18 protein-coding genes are annotated in these 22,152 nt (G+C 68.0%); 10 read left to right on the top strand and 8 right to left on the bottom strand.

The window, feature by feature from the left end; genetic code table 11:
• Positions 1-10: 10 nt before the first annotated feature.
• Positions 11-1,078 carry a GGDEF domain-containing protein gene (locus K368_RS0118795; RefSeq protein ID WP_027173682.1) on the bottom strand — a complete coding sequence of 356 codons (1,068 nt, stop codon included), beginning with the start codon at positions 1,076-1,078 and terminating at the stop codon, positions 11-13.
• Positions 1,079-1,185: 107 nt separating this feature from the next.
• A complete protein-coding gene (locus tag K368_RS0118790) occupies positions 1,186-2,763 on the bottom strand; it encodes a DEAD/DEAH box helicase (protein ID WP_027173681.1) in 1,578 nt (525 codons plus the stop codon).
• 320 nt (positions 2,764-3,083) lie between these two features.
• On the opposite strand from K368_RS0118790, the gene K368_RS0118785 reads away from it, so the two are divergent.
• The 6 genes from K368_RS0118785 (at position 3,084) to bchE (ending at position 8,719) form a co-directional block, all read left to right on the top strand.
• Entirely contained in the window at positions 3,084-4,586 is a 1,503-nt protein-coding gene (locus K368_RS0118785) for an NCS1 family nucleobase:cation symporter-1 (RefSeq protein ID WP_027173680.1), read from the top strand.
• Positions 4,587-4,603: 17 nt separating this feature from the next.
• Entirely contained in the window at positions 4,604-5,332 is a 729-nt protein-coding gene (locus K368_RS0118780; RefSeq protein WP_027173679.1) for an aspartate/glutamate racemase family protein, read from the top strand.
• 99 nt (positions 5,333-5,431) lie between these two features.
• Positions 5,432-6,043 carry a hypothetical protein gene (locus K368_RS0118775; RefSeq protein ID WP_027173678.1) on the top strand — a complete coding sequence of 204 codons (612 nt, stop codon included), beginning with the start codon at positions 5,432-5,434 and terminating at the stop codon, positions 6,041-6,043.
• On the top strand, positions 6,036-6,404 hold the full coding sequence (locus K368_RS0118770; RefSeq protein WP_027173677.1) for a transcriptional regulator: 369 nt from the start codon (positions 6,036-6,038) through the stop codon (positions 6,402-6,404). Before K368_RS0118775 ends, K368_RS0118770 begins: the two co-directional genes overlap by 8 nt.
• A 38-nt stretch (positions 6,405-6,442) precedes the next feature.
• The gene (locus tag K368_RS0118765) at positions 6,443-7,153 is read left to right on the top strand and encodes a di-trans,poly-cis-decaprenylcistransferase (RefSeq protein ID WP_027173676.1); all 711 of its coding nucleotides are present in this window, start codon (positions 6,443-6,445) and stop codon (positions 7,151-7,153) included.
• A gap of 27 nt (positions 7,154-7,180) precedes the next feature.
• A complete protein-coding gene (gene bchE, locus K368_RS0118760; RefSeq protein WP_027173675.1) occupies positions 7,181-8,719 on the top strand; it encodes a magnesium-protoporphyrin IX monomethyl ester anaerobic oxidative cyclase in 1,539 nt (512 codons plus the stop codon).
• Between the two features lie 9 nt (positions 8,720-8,728).
• Here bchE and K368_RS25080 read toward each other — a convergent pair whose 3' ends face one another.
• Positions 8,729-8,926, bottom strand: coding sequence for a hypothetical protein (locus tag K368_RS25080; protein WP_036266503.1), 198 nt, complete (start codon positions 8,924-8,926; stop codon positions 8,729-8,731).
• 132 nt (positions 8,927-9,058) lie between these two features.
• Between K368_RS25080 and K368_RS0118750 the strand changes: the two genes are divergently transcribed.
• Both K368_RS0118750 and parE read left to right on the top strand, forming a co-directional pair.
• A complete protein-coding gene (locus K368_RS0118750) occupies positions 9,059-11,038 on the top strand; it encodes a PhoX family phosphatase (RefSeq protein ID WP_027173674.1) in 1,980 nt (659 codons plus the stop codon).
• A 227-nt stretch (positions 11,039-11,265) separates the two neighbouring features.
• Positions 11,266-13,356 (top strand): DNA topoisomerase IV subunit B, encoded by a 2,091-nt coding sequence (gene parE / locus K368_RS0118745; RefSeq protein WP_018043461.1) that lies wholly within the window; start codon positions 11,266-11,268, stop codon positions 13,354-13,356.
• Between the two features lie 300 nt (positions 13,357-13,656).
• Here the strand turns inward: parE and K368_RS0118740 are convergent, their stop codons facing one another.
• The 5 genes from K368_RS0118740 to K368_RS0118720 form a co-directional block, all read right to left on the bottom strand.
• Positions 13,657-14,484 carry an outer membrane beta-barrel protein gene (locus K368_RS0118740; protein WP_027173673.1) on the bottom strand — a complete coding sequence of 276 codons (828 nt, stop codon included), beginning with the start codon at positions 14,482-14,484 and terminating at the stop codon, positions 13,657-13,659.
• A 775-nt stretch (positions 14,485-15,259) separates the two neighbouring features.
• Positions 15,260-16,060, bottom strand: a complete 801-nt coding sequence (locus K368_RS0118735) for a formylmethanofuran dehydrogenase subunit C (RefSeq protein WP_027173672.1) — start codon at positions 16,058-16,060, stop codon at positions 15,260-15,262.
• Positions 16,057-17,013 carry a formylmethanofuran--tetrahydromethanopterin N-formyltransferase gene (gene fhcD / locus K368_RS0118730; protein ID WP_027173671.1) on the bottom strand — a complete coding sequence of 319 codons (957 nt, stop codon included), beginning with the start codon at positions 17,011-17,013 and terminating at the stop codon, positions 16,057-16,059. Before fhcD ends, K368_RS0118735 begins: the two co-directional genes overlap by 4 nt.
• Positions 17,014-17,065: 52 nt before the next feature.
• Positions 17,066-18,709, bottom strand: coding sequence for a formylmethanofuran dehydrogenase subunit A (locus tag K368_RS0118725; protein WP_027173670.1), 1,644 nt, complete (start codon positions 18,707-18,709; stop codon positions 17,066-17,068).
• Positions 18,703-19,782, bottom strand: a complete 1,080-nt coding sequence (locus K368_RS0118720) for a formyl transferase (protein ID WP_027173669.1) — start codon at positions 19,780-19,782, stop codon at positions 18,703-18,705. The genes K368_RS0118725 and K368_RS0118720 overlap by 7 nt, the downstream gene beginning before the upstream one ends.
• Positions 19,783-20,144: 362 nt before the next feature.
• Here K368_RS0118720 and K368_RS0118715 point away from each other — a divergent pair, with 362 nt between their 5' ends.
• Both K368_RS0118715 and K368_RS0118710 read left to right on the top strand, forming a co-directional pair.
• Positions 20,145-21,143, top strand: coding sequence for a beta-ribofuranosylaminobenzene 5'-phosphate synthase family protein (locus K368_RS0118715; protein ID WP_155935244.1), 999 nt, complete (start codon positions 20,145-20,147; stop codon positions 21,141-21,143).
• Positions 21,144-21,255: 112 nt separating this feature from the next.
• Positions 21,256-22,149: an NAD(P)-dependent methylenetetrahydromethanopterin dehydrogenase gene (locus K368_RS0118710; protein WP_027173667.1), complete on the top strand. Its 894-nt coding sequence runs from the start codon at positions 21,256-21,258 to the stop codon at positions 22,147-22,149.
• Positions 22,150-22,152 lie beyond the last annotated feature (3 nt).

Raw genomic sequence — 22,152 nt, 5'->3', positions numbered from 1 at the left:
ATCGAGACGCTCACGCGACGGCCGTGAGCGTCTCCAACGCGACACGGGAATCGTCCACGGTCCGGTTGCGGCCGTCGCGCTTGGCCATGAACATGCACTGGTCGGCGCGTTCGAGAAGCGACACAGCGGTGTCTCCCGGGCGCGACGTGGCGACACCGAGGGAGATCGTCACCTTGCCGAGGGACTCTCCCGTGGTCCGCTTCACCAATTCGCGGCCCATCACGCTGGCACGGACCTTCTCGCCGATGGCGACGGCCGTGGCACGGTTGGTCTCTGGCAGGAGGATCCCGAATTCCTCACCGCCGAAACGGGCGAGGGTGACGCGGGCCTTGAGATGCTCGCGCATGACGATGGCCACGAGACGCAGCACCTGATCGCCCGTGAGGTGGCCGTAGACGTCGTTGAAACGTTTGAAGAAATCGACGTCGATGACGATCAGGCTGGAAGGGATCGCTTGGCTCGCGGCGCCATCGACCATCTTGCGCAGACTCTCCTCGAAATGCTTGCGGTTGGACAGTCCGGTGAGGGGATCGGTGAGGCTTTCCAGCCGCGTCGCTTCCAGGGTCTCGCGCAAGGTCTCGATCTCGCTGCGGCTTTCCCGCATGCGCGCCTCGAGGGTCCGGTTGCTGGCAGTGATCTCCCGGGTGGTCGAGACCAGGGTCGTGATGATCTCACGGACGCGGGCGCGGTTCTGGTCGGACACGTCGAGGTCGTGCGACAGCGCCTGCAGCGAGGCCCCGTACTGCGCCGTCGATCCGAGGGAAAGGTCCATCACCTCCATGATGCCCTCGATCTCGGCCAGCATGTTCGCGTTCATCCGTTCGGTGGCGGCCACGAGGCGGCGGCTGTCGATGAAGGTCTCGTAGAGGGAATCGATATCGCTATCCGAAAGGCTGCCGTTCTCGGTGGTCAGCTTCTTGATCGCGTCGTTCATCAGCGGCTGCGCGCCCGACACGTAGGTGTACCAGACGGCATAAGCCTGGGGCGTCGCCGAGGAGCCGTAGTCACGCATCAGGACGTTGGCGCGGTCGGCCAAAGCGAAGGTTCTCTCCCTGTCACCGTAGCTTCCGTGACTCATCAACCCGCACGCCCCTCGACCCGGCACCAATGGCCGGGGAGCGCAAGGTAGCAGGCGGATGGTGGAGATGCCGTTAAAGGAGCGGGAACAGTTTGCGGTTCCGCGCGTTACTTCGCCTTTTTGATTACGGCCGGACGCAGCAGGAAGGCGGGCACATGCTCGCCCAGTCCCAGCGGCGTGTCACCCTCTTCGTCGTCCCGGCGGCGGGGTGCGGGACGGCGATCGTCGCGGCCACGGTCGGGAGCGGGCTTGCGTTGCTCCGCGGCACGATGGTCCTGAGGAGGACGCGAAGGCTCGCGCCGACGCGGTGCCTCACGCGGCGTTTCGGCCACCTCCTCGTGGGCGACAGGCTCCGCGACGGCGGCCTCGGCCCGTGCCGGCTCGGAACGCCGGGCGGGCGAGCGCTCGCGAGACGACGAGCGCCGCCCCTCGGGCCTGGCCGCTTCGGAGCGGCCGCCTTCGCTACCGCGCGAGCGCCGTGCGGCATCCCCGCTGCGTCCACGATGGCGGGTCCGGGTCTCCCCCTCTTCGACATCCGCCGACGGCTCGGCCACGGTGCCGAGGTCGCCCTCGGCCCAGGGGATCGGCTGGCCGATCAGGCTCTCGATGGCGGTCACCGAGCGCTCGTCGGAGCGGGTCACCAGGGTAAAGGCATGGCCGGCGCGACCCGCACGGCCGGTGCGACCGATACGGTGGACGTAATCCTCAGGATGATGCGGCACGTCGAAGTTGAAGACGTGGCTCACTGCCGGGATGTCGAGGCCACGGGCCGCGACGTCGCTGGCCACGAGCAGCGGCACCTCGCCGGAGCGGAAGCCGTCGAGGGCGATCGTGCGGGCGCGCTGGTCCATGTCGCCGTGCAGGGCCGCGACGTTGAAGCCGTGGCTCGCCAGCGACTTCTGCAGCAGCGCGACGTCGCGCTTGCGGTTGCAGAAGATGATGCCGTTGTTGAGTTCGGCCTCGCCACGGATGAGCCGGCGCAGGAGGTCGCGCTTCTCGTGGCCTTCCGAGCCCACGGCTACCAGTTTCTGCACGATCGTCGTCGCGGTGGAGGCGGGGCGGGCCACCTCGATCCGCTGCGGATTGTGCAGGAACACGTCGGCCAGCCGCTCGATCTCCGGCGGCATGGTCGCGGAGAAGAACAGGGTCTGGCGGGTGAAGGGCACCATCTTCACGATGCGCTCGATATCGGGGATGAAGCCCATGTCGAGCATCCGGTCGGCCTCGTCGATGACGAGGAGTTCGACACCGGTGAGCAGGAGCTTGCCGCGCTCGAAATGGTCGAGCAGGCGGCCGGGCGTCGCGATCAGCACGTCGGCGCCCCGCATCAGCTTGGCATCCTGCTCGGCGAAGGAGACACCGCCGATGATCAGGGCCACGTTGAGCTTGTGGTTCAGGCCGTAGCGGTCGAAATTCTCGACCACCTGGGCCGCGAGTTCTCGGGTCGGCTCCAGGATCAGGGTGCGCGGCATGCGGGCTCGCGCCCGGCCGTTCTCCAGCAGGGTGAGCATCGGAAGGGTGAAGGCGGCGGTCTTGCCGGTCCCGGTCTGGGCGATGCCGAGCACGTCGCGGCGTGCCAGAACGTGCGGGATGGCTTGAGCCTGGATCGGCGTCGGGTCCGTGTAGCCCGCGGCCGTGACGGCCTGGAGGACCTTGTCGCTCAATCCGAGGTCGGCAAAAGACATATGCTGATGTGAACCGTTGCGCGCGGGAACTCATACCGGTCCGCGCGGAGAAGATCGTCGTGAGCCAAGCTGCGAGGTCCGTTCGAAAAGGATCGTTCGAACACTAGACCAGCCGCGCGCACGCGTTGCGGGACACTTAGAGCCTTGAGGTGTCTTGTCAATCGACCACTGGCCGAGCACCTTCGCTTATCCGGTGCATACCACAACCTGATGGGCTACCGGCCGAGGGTGTGCGTGCCTCCGTGCTGGCACATGCCCTGCTTGGGCCGAAGCTCCTCGGACATGGGCTTTGGCCCTCTCGATGAAGGAGGACCGGGCCCATGTCACACAGTGCGTCGATCACCGAGCCGGCCGCGTCCGGAGGTGCCGTCCCCGCATCCCATGCCGACGTTGTGATCAAGGCCGGCTACGACGACCGCCTCACCAACGAGGATCTGGCCCCTCTCAGGAAGCAGACCTGGGGCACCTACAATTTCTTCGCCTTCTGGATGTCGGACGTCCACAGCGTCGGCGGCTACATCACGGCGGGCAGCCTGTTCTCCCTCGGCCTCGTGAGCTGGCAGGTGCTGGTCTCGCTGCTCGTCGGCATCCTCATCGTGCAATTCTTCTGCAACCTCGTGGCCAAGCCGAGCCAGGTCACGGGCACGCCCTATCCGGTGATCTGCCGGGCCTCCTTCGGCGTGAAGGGCGCCAACATCCCGGCCATCATCCGGGGGCTCATCGCGGTCGCCTGGTACGGCATCCAGACCTACCTCGCCTCCAGCGCCTTCATGATTGTCGCCTTGCGCTTCTATCCGGAGCTGAAACCCTATGCCGACGTGACCCAGTTCGGCTTCGCCGGCCTGTCGAGCCTCGGCTGGGCTGCCTTCATGGCCCTGTGGGTGATCCAGGCCCTGGTGTTCTGGCGCGGCATGGAGGCCATCCGCAAGTTCATCGATTGGGCCGGCCCCGCCGTCTACGTGGTGATGATCGCACTGGCGGTCTACCTCGTGGCAAAGGCCGGCGTCTCGAATGTCGGGCTCACCCTCAGCGAGGTGAAGTACCAGGGCTGGGACGCCCTGCCGGTGATGATCAACGCGGTCGCCCTGGTCGTCTCGTACTTTTCCGGGCCGATGCTGAATTTCGGCGACTTCTCACGCTACGGAAAGTCGTTCCCCGCGGTGAAGGCCGGCAATTTCTGGGGCCTGCCGGTGAACTTCATCGGCTTCTCGCTGCTCACCGTCATCACCACCTCGTCGACGCTCCCGGTCTTCGGCCACCTCATCATCGATCCGGTGGAGACGGTGAGCAGAATCGACAACACCTACGCCGTGGTGCTCGGCGCCTTCACCTTCATGACGGCGACGATCGGCATCAACATCGTGGCCAACTTCGTCTCGCCGGCCTTCGATTTCTCGAACGTGGCGCCACAGCACATCAGCTGGCGCATGGGCGGCATGATCGCGGCCGTTGCCTCGATCTTCATCACCCCCTGGAACCTCTACAACAACCCGGCCGTGATCCATTACACGCTCGACATCCTCGGCGCATTCATCGGCCCGCTCTTCGGCATTCTGATCGCCGACTTCTTCGTGGTGCGGAAACAGCACGTGGTCGTGGACGACCTCTACACGATGAGCCCGACGGGCACGTATTGGTACGATGGCGGCTACAACCGCGCCGCCATCTTCAGCGTCATCCCCTCCGCCCTGGTGCCGGTGCTCTGCGCCGTCATCCCGGCACTGGGAAGTCTGGCGAACTTCAGCTGGTTCATCGGCGTGGCCCTGGGTTTCTCGATCTATCTCGTCCTGATGCGTAAGACGGCGGTCGCGGCCAAGGCCTGACCGGAGATCGATCCCCGTTGCGCATCCTCCTCATCAATCCCAACACGACCGCCTCCGTCACCGACCTCGTCGCCGGGCACGCACGGCGGGTGGCGGGCGACGCCGCCGAGTTCGTGCCGATCACCGGGCGTTTCGGCGCCCGCTACATCGCCAGCCGTGCGGCCTCCGCGATCGCGGCCCATGCCGCCCTCGACGCGCTGGCCGAGCATGCGGAGGGCTGCGACGCGGTCTATCTCGCCTGTTTCGGCGATCCTGGGCTCGGAGCGCTCCGCGAGATTTCCCCCCTTCCGGTGGTGGGGATGGCGGAAGCCTCGTGCCTCGCTGCCACGGCACGGGGAGGGCGCTTCGCCATCGTCACCGGAGGCGCCCTGTGGGGGCCGATGCTGGAGGAATTCGTGGCGGGCATCGGCCTGACCGACAAACTCGCCGCCATCCGTACCATCGCCCCCACCGGAGACCGCATCGCCCGGGATCCCGAGGCGGCCCTGGCGGATCTGGCCGCCGCCTGCACGACCTGCGCCCTCCGGGACGGGGCGGATGTGGTGATCCTCGGCGGAGCAGCGCTCGCCGGCCTCGCCGAACGCATCCAGCCGCAGGTGCCGGTGCCTGTCCTGTGCTCGGTGGAAGTTGGCACCCGAGCGGTCCTCGCCGCCGCGATCTGCGGCTTGCCGCCGGGCCAGCCGGCACCGTCCATCGAGAGCATCGGCCTGTCGCCGGCCCTGGCCGAGCGGCTGGCGCAGGACTGACGGAGACCCGCAGCCGATGACCTCGCGTGCCGGGAGGCACTTGCGGACGGACACCTGATCAGCTTACTTTGCGATACAAAGTTGATCCGGGAGCATCGGATGTCCGATCTCGACAAGGCCCTGGCCGATATCGTGGCGATCCGCGCGCAGCTCGCCCGCGGCGACGCCTTCTGCGGGCTCGGACCCTCTGCCATCGCCGCGACGGGCATCCTCGCCCTCGGCACCGCCCTGGCGCAGCATGTCTGGCTCGATGACCCGACCAGGCAGCCACTGCTGTTCCTCGGCGGCTGGATCGCCGCCGCCCTGGCCTCCGCCGGCCTCATCGGCGCCGAGATGCGAGCCCGTTCGCGGCGCGACCATGCGGGGCTCACCGACACGGCGATCGTGAACGCGGTGGAGCAATTCCTGCCCGCGGGCGCGGCGGGCGCCCTGCTGGCCCTGGTGCTGGTCCGCTTCAGTCCGGAAAACCTCTGGATGCTGCCCGGCCTGTGGCAGGTGCTCGTCAGCCTCGGGCTCTTCGCTTCGGTGCGGTCCCTGCCGAAGGGCGTCGCGCTGCCCGGCGCCTGGTACATGGTGGCGGGCCTCGCCGTGCTGATGCTGGCGAGCGCAGACCATGCCCTCTCGCCCTGGACCATGGGCCTGCCCTTCGCCATCGGCCAGTGTCTCATGGCCGCGATCCTCTACCGTGCCCGGGGGGAGACCGATGTCTGAGGCGCCCTTCGCTTATGACGGTCTCGACCGGGTCATCCACGAGAAGGCCCGGCTCGGCCTTCTCACCTCGCTGATGGCGACCCCGAAGGGCCTCGCCTTCGGCGACCTGAAGCAACTCTGCGGCCTCACCGACGGCAATCTCAGCCGCCACCTCCAGGTGCTGCAGGAGGCCGGCCTCGTGGAGATCCGCAAAGGTCATGGCACGGGTCAGGGCGGCACGCGGCCGCTCACCACCTGCCACCTGACGCAGGCCGGGCGCACGCGCTTCCTCGATTACCTCGCCGTCCTCGAACAGGTGGTCCGGGACGCCGCCAAGGCCGCCGAAACTGCGAGCCTCCCCCTCGTCGCCCGACCGGCCTGACGCCCGAGATCCGTCCTTTTTTGCCAAGGAACTTTGTGATGCAAAGTGAACAGACACGCGGCCTGCATGTCGGAATCATCATGGACGGCAACGGGCGCTGGGCCTCGGCGCGCGGCCTGCCCCGCGCGCTCGGCCACAAGGAAGGTGTCGAGGCGATTCGCCGGGTCGTCGAGGCAGCGCCGAAGCAGAGGATTGGCACCCTCACCCTCTACGCCTTCTCCTGCGACAACTGGCGACGCCCGGAAGCAGAGGTCTCCGCCCTGATGGGGCTGCTCCGGCTCTATCTCCGCAACGAGGTTTCCCGATTGGTTGAGAACGGCGTGCGGCTCAGCGTGATCGGCCGGCGCGACCGTCTGCCCGAGGGTCTCGCCGCCGCCATCGGCCGCGCGGAATCAGCGACCCTCGCCGGGAAGGCCCTGCATCTGCGGATCGCCGTCGATTACTCGGCGCGCGACGCCATCCTCGCCGCCGCGCTCACCAGCGCCGGCGATCCCGGCATGACCCGCGCCGCCTTCTCGACCCTGGTGACCGGCGATGCCTGCGTTCCCGACGTGGATCTCGTGGTCCGCACCAGCGGCGAGCAGCGGCTCTCCGACTTCCTGCTCTGGGAGAGCGCCTACGCCGAACTCCACTTCACGCGCCGCCATTGGCCGGATTTCGACGCCGGCGACCTCGAAGAAGCACTCGCCGCCTACCGGTGTCGCGACCGCCGTTTCGGCGGGCTGGATGCCCCGTGCGCCGCCGCCTGAAGGGATCGACTCAGGATAGGGAAAGCCATGTGCATCGTCCTCGTCAACGTGCCACACCCGGCCATCGGCAGCCGCATTCCCGACGACCATCTCCCACCGCTGGGGCTTCTCGCCATCGGCGGCCCCCTCATCGACGACGGGCATGAGGTGCACCTGATCGATGGAGAGTTCGGCCCGATGGATCCGGACGCCATCGTCGCGGAGGTGCTGGCCTTCCGTCCCGATGCCGTCCTGTTCGGGCATTCCGGCTCGACCTCGGGCCATCCGGTCATCGCCGACATCGCATCACGATCGGCGAGCGCCCGGCCGGGTCTGACCATCGTCTATGGCGGGGTGTTCCCGACCTATCATTGGCGCGAGATCCTGAAGGACGAGCCCTACGTCACCGCCATCGTGCGCGGGGAGGGCGAGGAGACGGCGCGACGCCTGATGGCTGCGCTCTCAGCGGGATCGCCCCTCGCCTCCGTGCCGGGCATTGCCTTTCGCAGCGGCGACGGGCCCCATGCGACGCAGGCCGCGCCCGTGATCTGCGATCTCGACGCATACCGCGTCGGCTGGGAGCTGATCGACCATGCTCGCTACAGCTATTGGGGCGGCCTGCGAGCCGTCGTCGTGCAGTTCTCACGCGGCTGTCCGCATCTCTGCAATTACTGCGGCCAGCGTGGCTTCTGGACCCGCTGGCGCCACAAGGACCCGGTGACGTTCGCCAAGGAACTGGCCCGGCTCCATCGCGACCACGGGGTGCGGGTCATCAACTTCGCCGACGAGAACCCCACCGTCTCGAAGAAGGCGTGGCGGGTCTTCCTGGAGGCGCTGATCGCGGAGGATGTCGACCTCATCCTGGTGGGCTCGACCCGTGCCGACGACATCGTGCGCGACGCCGACATCCTGCATCTCTACAAGCAAGCCGGCTGGACGCGCTTCCTCCTCGGGTTGGAAAGCACCGACGAGGCGACGCTGGCGCGCATCAGGAAAGGCGGCGCCACCACCACGGACCGCGAGGCGATCCGTCTGCTGCGCCGCCACGGTATCCTCTCCATGGCGACCTGGGTCATCGGGTTCGAGGAAGAGACGGATCGGGATTACTGGCGCGGCCTGCGCCAACTGCTGTCCTACGATCCCGACCAGATCCAGATGCTCTACGTGACGCCCCATCGCTGGACGCCGTATTTCAGCTTCGCTGCCGACCGGCGGGTGATCCAGACCGACCGCCGCCGCTGGGACTACAAGCATCAGGTGCTGGCGACCCGGCACATGGCGCCGTGGCGGGTGCTGCTGTGGTTCAAGTTCATCGAGGTGGCGGTCCAGGCTCGCCCGCGTGCGCTCGCACGTGTCCTGTTCCATCGCGACGCGGGACTGCGCCACGCCATGCGCTGGTACACGCGGATGGGGCGTCGGGTGTGGCCCTATGAGATCAGGAACTTCCTGCGCGACCCATTGGTGGAGAACGGGCCGAGCGTCGCAGAATTCTGGGGGGAGCCACAGGAAAGCGAGGAGGAATCCATGGCGGCCAGCCGCGCGGAACGGCGCCCTAGGCCCGCGAGTCTCCGCGCCGATGCGGCGTGACGGTCGACCTCAGATGAAGACGAAGAAGATACCGAAGCTGGCGATGAACCCCGCCAGCGATAGGGCAGAGAGAGCCAGGAACCTGGATGATGCGACAGCGCCGTCGTCCAGCCCATCCTCGATCGGCGAGAAGGCGCGGCCTGCCGCCTGCGACGCGCGAATGAGATCGTCGTGGCGCACCATGCTCAAGGCTGCGGACGGCGCCATGTCGCTCTCCCATAGACTGGTTCTATGTGCGCCAACGCACCAACTCAGGGTTGGTTCCGGAACGCCGGCGTCATCCGCCCGCCATGTGGCGCGCCTAACTCGAACTCGATTCATTCCAAGGAACGCGTTCACATGACTGAGCCGCTGCGCACCCGCTCGCAGGCCGCCGAGGACGGTGAGGATGCCGGCACGAATACGAGCGGCAACGCCACCTTCGGCGATGTGGTCGCGGCCCGGTTCGACCGGCGTGACCTGCTGCGCGGTCTCCTCGGGGTTGGCGCCATCGCGGCGGTGGTGACGCCTCGCGCGCTCGCCGCCGGCCCAGTCGCGGCGCGGGCGACACCGTTCCCATTCAGGGAGATCGAGGCGGGATCGGACGCGCACCATCACGTGGCCGAAGGGCACGATGCCGACATCCTGATCCGCTGGGGCGATCCGGTCCTGCCCGGCGCGCCCGCCTTCGATCCACTGAACCAGAGTGCCGCGGCGCAGGCCCGGCAATTTGGCTACAACAATGACTTCGTCGGCTACTTCCCGATGCCCGGCGCCGCCGACCCGGCCGCGCACGGCCTTCTCGTAGTCAACCACGAATACACCAACGAGGAACTGATGTTCCCCGGCCTCGGCCGCCAGGACATCAAGACCGTGGCCTTCAGGGGCATGAACCAAGACCTCGTCGATATCGAGATGGCCGCCCATGGCGGCTCGGTGATCGAGGTGAAGCGCATGGACGGCAAGTGGGCCGTGGTACCGGGGTCGCGATACGCCCGACGCATTACCGTCGAGACGGCGATGGCCCTCTCCGGACCGGCCGCCGGGTCTGATCGGCTGAAGACCACCGACGACCCGTCCGGCCGTGCCGTGAAGGGCATGATCAACAATTGCGCCGGCGGCACCACGCCCTGGGGGACGTGGCTCACCTGCGAGGAGAACACCAACTACTACTTCTCGGGTGCCCTGGCCGAGGGTTCCGCCGAGGCGCGCAACCACAGGCGCCTCGGCCTGCCCGGCAACGCCTATGCCTGGGGCCGCTTCCACGATCGCTTCGACCTCTCCAAGGAGCCGAACGAGCCCAACCGCTTCGGCTGGGTGGTGGAGATCGACCCGTTCGATCCTGCCTCAGTCCCGGTCAAGCGCACCGCCATGGGCCGGTTCAAGCACGAAGGCGCCGCCGGTATCGTTGCGAAGAGTGGGGCTTACGTCGTCTACCAAGGCGACGACGAGCGTTTCGACTACGTCTACAAGTTCGTGACGGACGCGGCCGTGAACCTCACCGACCGGCGGGCCAACCGTGACATCCTCGATTCCGGCACGCTGCACGTCGCCCGGTTCGATGCGGACGGGCGCGGCGCCTGGATGCCGCTGGTCTTCGGACAGGCCCTCCTGACGCCGGAGAACGGATTCCTCTCCCAGGCCGACGTGGTCATCGAGGCGCGGCGTGCCGCCGATCTCCTCGGTGCCACCAAGATGGACCGTCCGGAAGACGTCGAGGCCAATCCGAAGACCGGCAAGGTCTATGTCATGCTCACCAATAACGGGAAGCGCAAAGTCGACGACGTGAACGCCGCCAATCCGCGGCCCGACAACCGCTTCGGCCACATCGTGGAACTGACCCCCGACGGGGGCGACCATGCGGCCTCGGGCTTCGCCTGGGAGATCCTCGTCAAATGTGGCGATCCCTCCATCGCAGCGGTGGGCGCCACCTTCTCCTCGGCGACGACGAGGGACGGCTGGTTCGGCATGCCGGACAATTGCTCGGTGGACGGGCAGGGCCGGCTCTGGGTCGCCACCGACGGGAACTCGCCGTCGAAGACGGGCCGCAACGACGGCATCTGGGCCATGGAGACGGACGGGCAGGGACGGGGCACCGGCAAGCACTTCTTCCGGGTGCCCAACGGCGCCGAGATGTGCGGCCCCTATTTCACCCCCGACGACACCACCTTCTTCGTCGCCGTGCAGCATCCCGGCGAGGCCGACGAGGAGGATCCGAAGGCCGCCCCCGCCACCTTCGAGGCGCCCTCCACCCGCTGGCCGGATTTCATCGACGGAATGCCGCCCCGCCCTGCCATCGTCGCGATCACCAGGCGTGGGGGCGGCCGGGTGGGAAGCTGACGTCTACCACCGGCCCACGGCGCTTCGCGGCGTCCTCCGCCGAGCCCGGATCGGGCTCCAACATCCGTGGCCGGGGGCGGAGCGTAACGAAGGCGACGGCACCTCCGATACCCCGGCGACACAGCGTTAACGGAATCGGCGCAAGCTATGCAGGAACACCGGGAGAGCGGCCGCCGGGGAAGGCGGCATCGCTTCACGTTTCCGTTTCGTTCCTGTATGGTTGGACCATGACTCAGCGCGAGACCTCACGTCAGGCCGTACCGGCCCCAGCCGGCGGCCGGCCGAGCGACCTGTTCGCGGGCGGTCAGGCGCCCGTGCGCGGCGCGAAGGCCGCTTCGGCCGCGCGTGCTCCTCTCGACCGAGCGCCGGTCGATGCCGCGGAAGCCGGCTACGACGCATCGTCGATCGAGGTGCTGGAAGGCCTGGAGCCGGTCCGGCGCCGGCCGGGCATGTATATCGGCGGCACCGACGAGCGCGCCCTGCATCACCTCTTCGCGGAGGTGATCGACAATTCCATGGACGAGGCGGTGGCGGGCCATGCCAGCTACATCGAGGTGGAGCTGGAGGAGACCGGCCACCTCGTCATCACCGACAATGGCCGCGGCATCCCGGTGGACCCGCATCCGAAATTTCCGGGCAAATCCGCCCTCGAAGTGATCATGACCACGCTGCATGCGGGCGGCAAGTTCGACTCGAAGGTCTACGAGACCTCCGGCGGCCTGCACGGTGTCGGTATTTCCGTGGTCAACGCCCTGTCCGACATCCTCGAAGTCGAGGTGGCCCGAAGCCAGGTTCTCTACCGCCAGACCTTTTCGCGGGGCCATGTCCAGGGGCCCCTGGAGACGGTGGGCCGGGTGCAGAACCGGCGCGGCACGCGGGTGCGATTCCACCCCGATGCGCAGATCTTCGGCGCGCTGAAGTTCGATCCGCGCCGGCTGTTCAAGATGGCGCGCTCCAAGGCCTACCTGTTCGGCGGCGTCGAGATCCGCTGGCGCTGTGCGCCCGCCCTGCTGGAGGGCATCGCCGACGTGCCGGCCGAGACCGTGCATCGCTTCCCCGGTGGCCTGCGCGACTATCTCGCCCGCGACCTCGACGGCAAGGAGCTCGTCACCGATGCGGTCTTCGCCGGCAAGGTGACGAAGCCCGGCGGCCACGGCTCCCTCGAATGGGCCGTCGCCTGGATGGTGGTGGAGGACGGGGTCTCGCACTCCTACTGCAACACCATTCCCACCGCCGAGGGCGGCACCCACGAGAGCGGCCTGCGCGTCGCCCTGCTGCGGGCCCTGCGCGAGCATGCCGAGCGCGTCGGCCAGGCCAAGCGGATGACCTCCGTCACCACCGACGACGTGATGGCGACCTGCGCCTCGATGCTCTCTGTCTTCATCCGCGAGCCGGAGTTCCAGGGCCAGACCAAGGACAAGCTCGCCACGGTGGAAGCCTCGCGCATCGTCGAGACGGCGATCCGCGATGCCTTCGACCACTGGCTCGCTGCCTCCCCGGCTCAAGCCAACAAGCTCCTCGACTGGGTGATCGACCGGGCCGAGGAGCGCCTGCGCCGGCGTCAGGAGAAGGAGGTCGCCCGCAAATCGGCCACCCGCAAGCTGCGGCTGCCGGGCAAGCTCGCCGACTGCTCCAAGGCCGGTACGGCCGGTTCGGAAATCTTCATCGTCGAGGGCGATTCCGCCGGCGGTTCGGCGAAGCAGGCGCGGGACCGCGCCAGCCAAGCGATCCTGCCCCTACGCGGCAAGATCCTCAACGTGGCCTCGGCCAGCCGCGACAAGATGGGGGCCAACCAGCTCATCTCCGACCTGACCCAGGCCCTCGGCTGCGGCACCGGCAACGGCTACAAGGGCGAGGACCTTCGCTACGAGAAGGTCATCATCATGACCGACGCGGATGTCGACGGCGCCCACATCGCCTCGCTGCTGATCACCTTCTTCTACCGGCAGATGCCCAAGCTCATCGACAAGGGTCATCTCTACCTCGCGATCCCGCCGCTCTACCGGCTGACCCACGGCGCAAAGACGGTCTATGCCCGTGACGACGCCGACAAGGAGCGGGTGATCAAGACCGTCTTCAAGGGCGGCAAGGTGGAGATCAGCCGCTTCAAGGGCTTGGGCGAGATGATGCCGGCGCAGCTGAAGGAGACCACGATGGACCCCAAGAAGCGCACACTCCTGCGCGTGGCCGTCCTCGACGAGGCGCGGGACTCCACCGGCGATGCCGTGGAGCGATTGATGGGCAACAAGCCCGAAGCCCGCTTCGCCTTCATCTCCGAGCGTGCCGCCTTCGCCGACGAGGCGACACTCGATATCTGAGGACAGGCAGGGCGCGAGTTCGATCGATCCGGGCTCGCCTCCTTCCCGGAGGGGTGGAGAGCCAAGGGAGCCAGAGGCGAAGAGCCGCGCCGCGCCACCCCCAAGCCGAAGACGCGTCCACCACATCCCGCGACAAATCCCGGATCACCCTTCGCTCGCGCTCCGGACGTCCGGAATAGGGTGAATTGCGAGTGAGTCTCCATCAACGCAAAAAACCCGGCCGCGAGGCCGGGTTTTTCACGTCGACGATCCCGATGCCGCGCGATCCCCTAAAGGAGCGCGCGGCGATCATGGATGATCCTAGTAGGTGCCGAACTTGTAGTTCAGGCCGGCGCGGACGACGGCGAACTCGTCGTCGCGACGACCGGTGCTGATCGAGCGCACAACCGAGTTGTCGGTGGTGTCGATGATGAAGGCGCCCTGGTTGCGGGTGCCGCGATCGAGGTTCACGTACAGGCCTTCGACCTTCAGCGTCACAGCGGAAGCGCGGAAGAAGTTGAAGAACGACTCGGTGGGGAGAGCGTATTCGATACCACCACCGACAGCGTAGCCGGTGCGGAAGTCGTCGTTGCCCTTGAAGCCGCCGAAGCTACGCTCGGTGCTGCCGGCGCCGTAGGCGAAGCCGCCGGTGCCGTACACGAGGGTGCGGTCGAAGGCGTAGCCGAGGCGACCGCGGACGGTGCCGAAGAAGTCGAGGCTGGAGAGGCCGCGCGGGTCGTTGATGGCGAAGCCGGGAGCGGCAACGATGCCCGAGTCACGACGCTTGGAGCCGAAATCGAGGTACTGGGCGTCGGCTTCGATACCGACGACCACGCCCGAACCCGGGGTGAACTGGTAGTTGTAGCCGATCTGCGCGCCGCCGGAGAAGCCGTCCTGGCTATCCTTGCTGAACGTAGCGATCTGCGGGGTGCCAGCGGCGGTGAAGCGGCTCGGCACGGCGAAGGAGTTCGGGCCTTCCTTGCCGGTGTCGAAAGCGTAACCGGCGTTGATACCGGCGTAGAAGCCCGTCCACGTGAAGACCGGGACCGGGATGAAGACCGGCGGGGCGGCGCGACGGGGAAGGTCGGCGGCCGAAGCGACAGCAGTCAGGCCGGCGAGAACGGTCGTAGCGAGAAGCAGTCTTTTCATTGTGTGTCTGGTCCTGATGGGCATTAAGCCTAGGTGCTTGTAGGCTCGGACGGGCGTGAGGTCTGTCGCATTCCTGCAACAACATCCACCGAATACAACGGCAGCCGTCAACGAAGGGTAAAGGTTAGGCGCAGGTGAGGAACGAGGGGCCAGCGACGTGCTTTGGCGCACTTTCGGTGCCTTTCCCGCTCCATCTCGGTCACGATCCAGATACATCACCGTGACGACCGGTTTTCACTTCCCGCAAGCATTTATTAAGCGGAACAATTCTGCATCATTGGAGTTAGGAACAACCTTTTGTCCTGGGTTGCGATGCGAAGATTGCCCGTTTGGCGAGCGCTGCGAAGGCGCCGGCCCATCGGCACGATCCGGCACGCAAATGCAGGTAACGGGAGGTTGATTGCGTCCGGTGATCCTGAGGTCGCGCGTCTTAAGCCGGCATTCAGCCAGCTGCGGCATTCGCCGGACCTGTCGGGGCAGAATCAATTCTGGTGATCCGGCCGTTCGCTCAAGGCGAGACCAAGCCATTCGACGAGTGGCGCACCGCTACGGGACGGTCGCTCTGCCATGGGCGATCAGGATCTTCTTCGTCGTGACGGTAGCCGCAGGGTAGGCGGGACCACCCATTGAGCCGACCGCGACGGGCACCACGCGAGAGGCGGAGGGTCTTCCAGCGATGCCCGACGGGCACTCTCGATCGGAGCCATGACCCTGATGGCTTCGCTGATCGTCTCGCCGACGGCGTCGTACCGCCGCCGGGGAGGAATCGAAGGGCCTATCGCCCGGCCGTGACCCAGAGTTCACCCTTGCCAAGGGTCGCGAGATCGCCGGAATAGCGCTTGAGCGCCCCGGCGGCGAGGTCGGCATGGGTGGGGCTGAGGGCACGCAGGGACCGGGCGAGCAGCCGCAGGAACACGAGATCGTGTGTTCCCGTCTCGACGAAGCTCGGGCTCAGGGCTCCGTGCCCGCCGGCGAGGATCGTCCCGCGCCGCATGCCGTAGCCCGGATGGTCACCCACCGAAAGGGCCGCGATCGTGCCCGCGATCATCCGCGATCCGGCATGGGCGCCTGCGGCACCGACCAGGATCAGCCCGCGCCGCATGCGGTCGCCGAGGTAATCGCCGGCCGATCCGCGGATCACCAGCGTGGCGCCATCGAGCCCCGCCTTGGCGGCATAGACCGCCCCGCCGGCATGATCGCCGGCATCGCCCTCGATGGTGATCGTCCCGCCCTTGGCGCCGGATCCGGCATAGGGGCCGGCCGATCCCGTGACCGTGACGGATCCCGATGCCATGCCGGCGCCGAGGCGCTGGCCTACGTCGCCGACGACGCGGATCGAACCGCCGCTGAGCGAGGCGCCGACGCTGTCGAAGCGGGAGGAGCCGCCTTCGATGGTCAGGCTGTCAGAGCCGTCGAGGCTGATCGTGAAGACGTCGCCGAGGGTCAGGCCGCGTCGGCTTGTGCCGATGGGGAGCTTGGCCGCGTCGGTCTCGGTCAGACCACTCAGGGAGAGCGGATTCACGTGGAGGAAATCGAGCCGCTCCGGCGGCTCCTGGCGCAGGGTGAGGGTGCTCATGCCGCTCCAGCCTCGCTCGCCGGCTCCTTCGAGAGCAGGTCCTTCAGGTGATAATGGTGGCGGCCGAGATTGCCGCCGTAATTGCCCGCCGTCACCGCCACGAGCCCGTGCGCGGCACCGGCTTCGGTGGAAGCGTGGAGCGCCGCGCGCATGGATTCGGAGACCGAGCGCGATGTGAGCCCGTCAATGACGATCTCGAGCACCACGCCGACCTCGGCTGCGAGTTCCGAGCCGGCCCGGCCCTTGAGGGTCGGGCAATAGGCGTCGTTGGTGGAGGCCATCATGCCTTTGGTACGCGCGCCGACCTTCGAGCCGGAGCGGACGATACCGCCGGGGAAGGGCAGGATCACGTCGGCCACCGAACGGGCGGCATCCACCGCGATCTCGGCGACCTTGAGGGTCTCTGCATGGTTACGCCCGAGGAACAGCAGGTTGCCGCCGCCCACCGCACCGTCCACCGCGCGGACGAAATCCTCGCACAGGAACTCGCCGTCCATCACCGGCACGCGCCAATAGCGCCGTGCCTTGCCGGAAACGGGGTCGGTCAGACGCTTGGCCACCGCGAATCCGTCACCGAAATAGCGGATCGCGCCACCGAGCTTGATCTTGTGCGGCCCCTCGACGCCCGCGTAGCAGGCGGTGCCGGGGCAGGTGAGGATGCACTGGCCGACGCGCTTCAGGAGCTGGTCCTTGAGACCGTTCGGCTCGAATCCGAATAGAAGCACACGCACGCCGGGGCGGCCGTCGGGCGTCTCCTCCGGAGAAAGCTCGCAATCGATCCCGGCCTCGGCGCCGCAGCCGATCACCGAGGTGGCGAATCCGGTCATCGTGACGGCGGCGATCATCGCCCATTTGGCGGTGTCGTTGGTAATGATCAGCGCCGTGCCGGCGACGTCGAACGCCTCGGCGAAGGTGTCGATCACCGGGATGCCGTTGAGGGTGAGGTCAGTCATGCTCGGTCATCCGTCCTCACGCGACGCATCGTCATCAAGTCCGGCCGGATCTTCAAACGCGACATGCCACGTCCTCGAACACATCGCTCACGGGGAAAGCCTCGTCCGGCACGGTGAAGCTGTCGAGGCCGGCGCCGAAGCGGGCATCGAGATAGGCGTCGGTGCGCGTCTCCATCGCCTTGTCGGATTCCACCGTCAGTTCCAGGGTATGGCCGGCGCGCCAATCGACGATCTCGCCGTCCTCGACGATGACGTGGCCGTCCTTGAGCACCAGTCTGGCGCGGGCGAACATTGCGGTCCGGTTCTTGTCGTCGCGGTAGATCGCGACGTCGGCGCGTGCGCCCTCGCGCAAATGGCCGCGATCGGTCAGGCCGAGGAGCTTGGCCGGGCCGGAGCGCGTCAGCTGGGCGATCTCGGAGAAGGTATATTCCCGCTCGATGCCGCAGAGGCCGGAGCGCTCGGCGATGACCTTGTGCAGGGAGGATATCTCGCGGTCGCGCTCCTCCTTGTCCATCAGCAGATGGATGATCCGCGGATATTCGGTGAAGGGGCCGCCATTGGGATGGTCGGTCGTGAGGATGGTGCGCTCGGGGTCGCCCGAGAGCAGCATCAACTCGAGGCCGATCGCCCATTGCAGCGAGCTGACCGGGCCGCGCGGCTTGTACAGGAACGGCACGATGCCGCCGCCTTCCGCGTCGCCCGCCGTGATGATCCACTTCTTCGGGTTCGCACCTTTGCGGCCGGCGAACTGGCGGATCACGTCGAGGGAGATCGTCACCGTCTGGCCGAAGGCGACCTGCCCCACATCGAAGGTGGCGTTCGGATGTTTCTCCATCGCCTCCGTGATGCGCTCGGCCGCCGAACGGAAGCCGCCGGTGCCGGGATTGGCCGGATCGACCGCGCCGTAGGCATAGAACTGCGCATGGGCGAAGTGGATGCGGCGCCCTTCCGCCGCCTCCATCGTCGCCACGAAGGAATCGTCGGCGCCCGGAATGCCGAGGTTGTTGGCATGGACGTGCAGCGGATGCGGCACGCCGATCTCCTCCACCGCGTCGAGGAGAGAATTCATGATCTTGCGAGTGGTGAGCCCGTAGACCGGGATCTCCTCGTCGAGGCTGAGATTGAGCATCCCGTCCTTGAAGGCCGAGGCGCCGCCCGCGTTGATGCACTTGACGCCGAGGCCGCGCGAGGTGGCCACCGACAGGGCGACGAGGTCCCGCACCGCCGCCTTGCCTTCGCGCTGGCGCAGCAAGTCGAGGAGTTGGTCGTCGTTGCCCATCACGGTGAGCGCACCGCGGTCGAGCAGGGGGATGTCGGCGAGTTCGAGCTGGGTCGCGAGCGCGTTGGTCGGCGGCATCGCCGGCTCGACGGCGATGGTGTAGCCCATCCGCGCGTAGTTCGCGCCGATCCAGGCAGCCGAGCCGCCGGCATGGGCGAAGGGATGGCCCTCGGGCGCAGCTTCGCTGACATAGAGGTCGGGCAGGAGCAGGCGGCTCATCACCACGTTGCCGCCGGCGATGTGCGAATGGACCTCGACACCGCCCGCCATCACGACGCAGCCGGAGGCGTCGATGGTCTTGTCGGGCGCGCGCTCCGAGGCGGCGACGACCCGGCCGTCCTCGATCCAGACGTCGCCGACGCCGTCGCGGCCGGCGGTAGGATCGACGACCCGGCCGCCCTGGATCAGGATCAGCATGAGGCGCCCTTCTTCTGCGTGAGGCGATTCTGGATGGCAGCGAGCACGCCGGCCGCCGTCAGGTCGGCCGGCTGGCCGGCTGGAGGCACATAGGTGATCGCGGCGCGGCGCTCGTTCCACAGGGCGCCGCCGGCCGTCTCGCCGGGTACGCCCACCGCGATGACGATCTCGGCGACGTCCCCCGTGGCGTCGGCGCTGCCCTCGCCGACGATGGCGATGGCGGGCAGGGTGCCGAGCCAGTCGGGGCGCGGGGCGGGGAGGGGGGCGAGCCACAGGGCGGCATCGGCCTCGCCAGCGGCCACCTGCCGGGCGCTGTCGAAACGCCACGGATCGTGTTCGGGCAGGGCGCGGCCAAAGCCCACCCGCGGGGGTTGCCCGGTGGTCCAGGAGGCGAGCTGGGTCACGGCGCGCCCCTGGAATCCGTCCGAGACGGAGAGCGCGAAGAAGCGCGTCAGATCGTTGAGATCGCGCACCAGCCCCTGCAGCATCTCGACGCCGAGATCGCCGAGTTCGGCTGCATCGTAGAGGACGACGCCGTACTGGGCCGTCGTCAGGCGCCGGCCGAGATCGGCATAGGCCGCCTCACCGGAGAGGTTGCCCTTCACGTAGGCACGCAGATGCGCCACCGAGACGGCGAGACCGCCGGCGGCGGCCGGATAGGAGACATGCCGGGTGGCGCCGTCGCCGGGACCGCCGAGGGAGAGCAGCGTGCGCTCGGAACCGGCGGCGCGGCCGCGCGTCGGCACGGAGGCGGCGATCTCCTGCACGATCGGCCGGTCCCACGGGCGCAGGCCGACGATCAGCACCGCATCGGCCCGGCCGATCACCTCGGCCGGCGTGGTGTTGAGATTGCCGAACTGGCTGAGGGGGCCGAGCTCCGCATAGAGGCCGTCGCCGCCGACGGGATCGACGGATGCACCGATGAGTCCGGCCAGATGATAGGCCGCCCGCACCGCGCTCGTATCCGCACTCAATCCCGTGACGATCGGAGTCTTCGCTGCAGCGAGGAGCGTGGCTGCGGCCTCCACCGCTGCGCTCACGTCCGCCGCACCACCCTTTACCCAGGCAGCCATGCCTACACCTTGGAGAACGAGGGCCCGGCACGCGCTGTGTTCAGCGTCGCACACGGCGGGACTGCGCCAGTCCATTCCTAGTGGGCCGGCACGTTTGCATCGCGGAGGCGCCGCAAGCAACCCCCCAACGACCGCCGCCGGCTCCCTTCTGCCGTGCTGCCACGCCACGCCTCCCCTGGGTCCGGCGGATCCCCGCCCTGCGGAAGCCCGACGATTGATGGTATGGCGACGCTTGCGACCGATCCGCCCTCCGTGGGAGAAGCCCGCGCCGGCGAGCGCCATGCGGTCGCCATTCCGATCCGGTCTCGCCGGGGGCGGACGGGCTCATGGCCGGCGCGGCGCACGGATGAAGGCTTATCGCGATGAAAGGGATCGACGTGGACCAGATCCCGGATCAACGGCCGGCCGAGACGGCGGGACAGGCCCGTGCGGTGCGGGTGCACGCGCCGGCGCGGCTTCACTTCGGTTTCCTCGATCTGCACGGAGGGCTCGGCCGGCGCTTCGGCAGCATCGGGCTCGCCGTCGATGCCCCCTCCATCGACCTTACCGCACGGGCGGCCCCCGCCCTCGACGTCGTCGGGCCCGAGGCGGCCCGCGCCCGCACCTATGCCGAGGCCGCGTCACGCCATCTCGGCCTTCGGGGAGCGGCCGCCATCCAGGTTGACGAGGCGATTCCGGCCCATGCCGGATTCGGCTCGGGCACGCAGCTCGCCCTCAGCGTGGCGGCGGCGCTCGCCGCCCTCGACGGCCGCCCCTTCTCGCCCGACGCCTTCGCCGACGCCCTCGATCGCGGCAATCGCTCGGGCGTGGGCCTCGCCGCCTTCACCCAGGGCGGCCTCATCGTGGATGGCGGCCGCGACGCCAGCAACGGCCCGCCGCCGCTGATCGCGCGCCTCGCCTATCCGGAGGCGTGGCGGATCGTGCTGATCCTCGACGAGAGTATGACCGGCGTGCACGGCACCCGCGAGGTCGAGGCATTTCGCGATCTGCCGCGCTTTCCCGAGGAGCAGGCCGCCGCGATCTGCCGGATCGTGCTGATGCAGGTCCTGCCGGCGGCGGCCACCGCCGAACCGGATGGTTTCGGCGCCGGCATCACCACCATCCAGCGTCTCATCGGCGATCACTTCGCGCCTCACCAGGGCGGGCGCTACGCCAGCCCCGCCGTGGCCGAGGCGCTCGCCGCCATCGCCGCCCGGGGGATCGCCGGCTACGGCCAGAGCTCGTGGGGGCCGACGGGCTTCGCCCTGTTGCCGTCCGAGGCCGAGGCGCGCGCCCTGGTGGCGTCCCTAGACCGGCCCGGCCCCTTGCGTTTCGTGATCGCACGCGGTCGCAATACGGGCGCCTCGGTCACGACACTTTAAGACACCAAGCGCATCAGCGACGCTTGACCCAGCCGGCCCGTCCGGTTTCGACAGTACACATGCGAGAGGCGGCGCCGCGATGGCGCCGGACACTTGCGGAGGGAGAGACACGATGGCCCGCTCGATTCTGCATATGCTGACGCCCCTCAAGCACATGAGCCCGTTCGACGTGAACATGGCCGTGGATGCGGGTTTCGAGACGATTGCGACCTATACAGACGTGACCCTGCCGGACGTGACCTCCCTGGTGCAGGATTCGATCTTCTCCCGTTCGCCCCAGGATGGCGCCCGCACGACCATCTTCATCGGCGGCAAGAACGCCGAGGACGCCCTCGACATGATGGACCGGGCGAAGAAGGCCCTGGTCCCTCCGTTCGCCAACCACATCGTCGCCGACCCGGCGGGGTCCTTCACCACCGGTGCCGCCATGGTCGCCGAAGTGACCCGCGCCCTGAAGGCCAAGTTCGGCACCGACCTGAAGGGCAAGCGCATCGTCATCTTCGGCGGGGCCGGCGTCGTCGCCTACGTGGCGGCGGTGATCGGCGCGCTGGAAGGCGCCAAGTCCGTCCTCGTCGGGCATGACGGTGAAGAGCGCGTCTCAAAGATCGCCTTCACCATGAAATGGCGCTTCGGCATTGATGTCGGTGCCGTGGACGGCTCGACCCCCGAGGCGCGCCGCGCCGCCATCGCCGAAGCCGACGTGATCCTCTCAGCCGGCCCGGCCGGCATACCGATCCTGTCGGCGTCCGATCTCGAATCGGCCCCGAAGCTTCTCGTCGCCTCCGACGTGAACGCGGTGCCGCCCGCCGGCATCGCCGGGATCGACGTCAACGCCAAGGACGTCGCCCTGCCCACCGGTAAGGGCATCGGCATCGGCGCACTGGCGGTCGGCAACGTCAAGTACCAGACCCAGTCCCGTCTGTTCCGGCAGATCCTCGCCGCCGGCGAGCCCCTCTGCCTCGACTTCCGCGACGCCTACAAGGTCGCCGTCGAGGTGGCCGGCTGACGC

This window comes from Methylobacterium sp. 10 (assembly GCF_000519085.1).
Classification (GTDB): Bacteria; Pseudomonadota; Alphaproteobacteria; order Rhizobiales; family Beijerinckiaceae; genus Methylobacterium.
Note: the sequence above shows the minus strand (reverse complement) of the source record. Positions and strands in the feature narration are given on the sequence as shown.

Coding starts and splice junctions, on each gene's coding strand:
- K368_RS0118765 (WP_027173676.1), top strand. CDS start 6,443: ATGCAAAGTGAACAGACACGCGGCCTGCATGTCGGAATCATCATGGAC.
- K368_RS0118795 (WP_027173682.1), bottom strand. CDS start 1,078: ATGAGTCACGGAAGCTACGGTGACAGGGAGAGAACCTTCGCTTTGGCC.
- K368_RS0118770 (WP_027173677.1), top strand. CDS start 6,036: ATGTCTGAGGCGCCCTTCGCTTATGACGGTCTCGACCGGGTCATCCAC.
- K368_RS0118785 (WP_027173680.1), top strand. CDS start 3,084: ATGTCACACAGTGCGTCGATCACCGAGCCGGCCGCGTCCGGAGGTGCC.
- K368_RS0118750 (WP_027173674.1), top strand. CDS start 9,059: ATGACTGAGCCGCTGCGCACCCGCTCGCAGGCCGCCGAGGACGGTGAG.
- fhcD (WP_027173671.1), bottom strand. CDS start 17,013: ATGACTGACCTCACCCTCAACGGCATCCCGGTGATCGACACCTTCGCC.
- K368_RS0118710 (WP_027173667.1), top strand. CDS start 21,256: ATGGCCCGCTCGATTCTGCATATGCTGACGCCCCTCAAGCACATGAGC.
- K368_RS0118720 (WP_027173669.1), bottom strand. CDS start 19,782: ATGGCTGCCTGGGTAAAGGGTGGTGCGGCGGACGTGAGCGCAGCGGTG.
- K368_RS0118725 (WP_027173670.1), bottom strand. CDS start 18,709: ATGCTGATCCTGATCCAGGGCGGCCGGGTCGTCGATCCTACCGCCGGC.
- K368_RS0118775 (WP_027173678.1), top strand. CDS start 5,432: ATGTCCGATCTCGACAAGGCCCTGGCCGATATCGTGGCGATCCGCGCG.
- K368_RS0118740 (WP_027173673.1), bottom strand. CDS start 14,484: ATGAAAAGACTGCTTCTCGCTACGACCGTTCTCGCCGGCCTGACTGCT.
- bchE (WP_027173675.1), top strand. CDS start 7,181: ATGTGCATCGTCCTCGTCAACGTGCCACACCCGGCCATCGGCAGCCGC.
- K368_RS0118735 (WP_027173672.1), bottom strand. CDS start 16,060: ATGAGCACCCTCACCCTGCGCCAGGAGCCGCCGGAGCGGCTCGATTTC.
- parE (WP_018043461.1), top strand. CDS start 11,266: ATGACTCAGCGCGAGACCTCACGTCAGGCCGTACCGGCCCCAGCCGGC.
- K368_RS0118790 (WP_027173681.1), bottom strand. CDS start 2,763: ATGTCTTTTGCCGACCTCGGATTGAGCGACAAGGTCCTCCAGGCCGTC.
- K368_RS25080 (WP_036266503.1), bottom strand. CDS start 8,926: ATGGCGCCGTCCGCAGCCTTGAGCATGGTGCGCCACGACGATCTCATT.
- K368_RS0118715 (WP_155935244.1), top strand. CDS start 20,145: ATGAAAGGGATCGACGTGGACCAGATCCCGGATCAACGGCCGGCCGAG.